This window comes from Kitasatospora sp. NPDC059571 (assembly GCF_042735675.1).
Lineage (GTDB): Bacteria > Actinomycetota > Actinomycetes > Streptomycetales > Streptomycetaceae > Kitasatospora.
On the sequence record NZ_JBHWBW010000741.1, the window covers coordinates 1 to 2,271 of the forward strand.

2 protein-coding genes are annotated in these 2,271 nt (G+C 77.1%); one reads left to right on the top strand and one right to left on the bottom strand.

Annotated elements, in window-relative coordinates; genetic code table 11:
* Positions 1-191: 191 nt before the first annotated feature.
* Positions 192-1,604: a DUF2252 domain-containing protein gene (locus ACFV0G_RS38510; protein ID WP_380558288.1), complete on the bottom strand. Its 1,413-nt coding sequence runs from the start codon at positions 1,602-1,604 to the stop codon at positions 192-194.
* Between the two features lie 135 nt (positions 1,605-1,739).
* Here ACFV0G_RS38510 and ACFV0G_RS38515 point away from each other — a divergent pair, with 135 nt between their 5' ends.
* Positions 1,740-2,141: a pyridoxamine 5'-phosphate oxidase family protein gene (locus ACFV0G_RS38515; protein WP_380558291.1), complete on the top strand. Its 402-nt coding sequence runs from the start codon at positions 1,740-1,742 to the stop codon at positions 2,139-2,141.
* Positions 2,142-2,271: the final 130 nt, after the last annotated feature.

Sequence of the window (2,271 nt, forward strand, 5' to 3'; positions counted from 1 at the left end):
GGGGGGGGGGGGGGGGGGCGTGCCCCCGCGGGGGGGGGGGGGGGGGGGGGGGGGGGGGGGGGGCCCGGGGGGGGGGGCGCCCCCCCCCCCCGACCGTACGGGTGCGCAGCACCGGCGGACAGGACGCGAATCAGCCAACCACCCGCATCCGCGGGCCGATCCGGCCGCCCTGTCCGCTCTGTGACGGTCTGTCAGACGCCGAGCTCGGCCGGCAGCCGGCCCGCCTTCACGGCCGTCAGCATGGCCGCGTGGTCCGCCTCGCTGCGATCCGCGTACGCCACCGCGAACGCCGCCATCGCCTCGTCCAGTTCCTCGCTCCGGCCGCAGTAGCCGGCGATCTCGGCGGCGTCCGCGGTGTGCGCGTGCGCCCGGGCGAGCAGCGCACCGGTCAGCCGGCCGTAGTCGTCGAGCTGCGAGGGCGCCAGCGCCGCCGGGTCGACACTGCCCTTGCGGTTGCGGAACTGCCGTACCTGGTAGGGGAGTCCGTCGACCGTCGTCCAGCCCATCAGCACGTCGCTGACCACCTGGATGCGGCGCTGGCCGAGCACCACCCGCTGGCCCTCGTGCGCGGGCGCGCCGCCCACCGCGAAGCCCGCCCGGGCCAGGTGCGGCAGCAGCACCGACGGACGCGCCTCCTTCACCTGGAGCACCAGCGGCTGCTCCCGCCGGTCCACCAGCAGCACCACGTACGCCCGGGTGCCGACACTGCCCGTGCCGACGATCCGGAACGCCACGTCCTGCACGCTGTACCGGCCGAGCAGCGGCCGCAGCTCCGGCGCGACCGTCTCCAGGTACGGCGCGAGCGAGCCCGCCACCGCGACGGCCTCCGCCTCCGGGACCTTGCTCAGCACCGGCGGCGCCGCGGCGAACCGCCGGCCGCCGTCCTCGCCCCGCACGGTGGACTTCGCGGCGAACCGGGCACTGGTGTTGCGCAGCGCCTTGTCGCCGACCGCGGCCAGCACGTCGGCCAGCTCGTGGGCGTCGGCGAAGGCCACCAGCTGGTCGTCGGCGATCGCGTTCCAGGCGTCCAGCGCGGGCAGCTTGGCCAGCTTGCGCATGGTGCGGCGGTAGGACGCGGCGGCGTCGAACGCGGCCTGCCGGCAGACGTCCTCACCGGCCCCCGCCTGCCGGCCCGCCAGCACCAGGCTGGCCACCAGCCGCTTGAGGTCCCACTCCCAGGGGCCCGGCACGGTCTCGTCGAAGTCGTTGATGTCGATCACCAGCCGGCCGCGCGCGTCGCCGTACAGGCCGAAGTTGGCCGCGTGCGCGTCGCCGCACAGCTGCGCGGTGATCCCGGAGGCGGGGGAGACGGCCAGGTCGCATGCCATCAGTCCGGCCGAGCCGCGCAGAAAGGCGAACGGCGACGCGGCCATTCTGCCGACCCTTATCGGCACCAGGTGGGTCAGCCGGCCGAGGTTGGCCTCGGCCACCGCGTAGGCGACCTCCGGCCGGTCGACCGGCACGTCGAAGCGCCCGTGCGAGGCCCGGGAGGCCTTCTCGCGCAGCGCCTTGCCGCGCCGCTTGCCGTCCCCCTGCGGCGGCCAGGGGGCGAAGCCCGCCACCGCGTGCCGTCCGCCCGCCCCGCCCGCCGTCTGCTCGGCCATCCCCACCACGGACTCTCCCGTTCCACTCCGCTCCGGGCGCCGTCGCTGCTCCGGAGGCTGTTGCAGCGTCGAACGCTACCGGCAGGCGGATCCCGGTGGACAGCGCGGCCGGGGGCGGCCCGTAGCATGCGCGGTATGGCTCACGACCTCCACGCGCTGGACGACGGCTATCTCGCCTTCTGGCGGGAGTACCAGCTCTGCACCCTCACCACGCTGCGCGCCGACGGCACCCCGCACGTCGTCCCGGTCGGCGCCACCTTCGACCCGCAGACCCTGACCGCCCGGGTGATCAGCAGCCGGACCAGCCGCAAGGTGCAGAACGTGCTGGCGGCCGGCGAGGCCGGCGCCCGGGTGGCGTTGTGCCAGGTCGACCGGGCCCGCTGGGCGACGCTGGAAGGGGTCGCCCGGGTCAGCGAGGAGCCCGCCGCGGTCGCCGATGCGGTGCGCCGCTACGCCGAGCGCTACCGCCCGCCGCGGGAGAACCCGGCGCGCGTGGTGATCGAGATCACGGTCGACCGGGCCCTCGGCCGGGCCTGACCCGCACCAGGGCCCGGCTGCGGGGCGGGGCGGGCGCCGACCGGCGCGCCCCCCCCGCCCCCGGCCGTTGTGCGCGGACCCCCCCCCCGGGGGCGGCCCCCCCCCCGACTGGGCGGAGCCGGGCCCGACC

Bases quoted from the DNA above. Each gene is read 5' to 3' on its own strand.
- ACFV0G_RS38510 (WP_380558288.1), bottom strand. From the start codon at position 1,604: ATGGCCGAGCAGACGGCGGGCGGGGCGGGCGGACGGCACGCGGTGGCG.
- ACFV0G_RS38515 (WP_380558291.1), top strand. From the start codon at position 1,740: ATGGCTCACGACCTCCACGCGCTGGACGACGGCTATCTCGCCTTCTGG.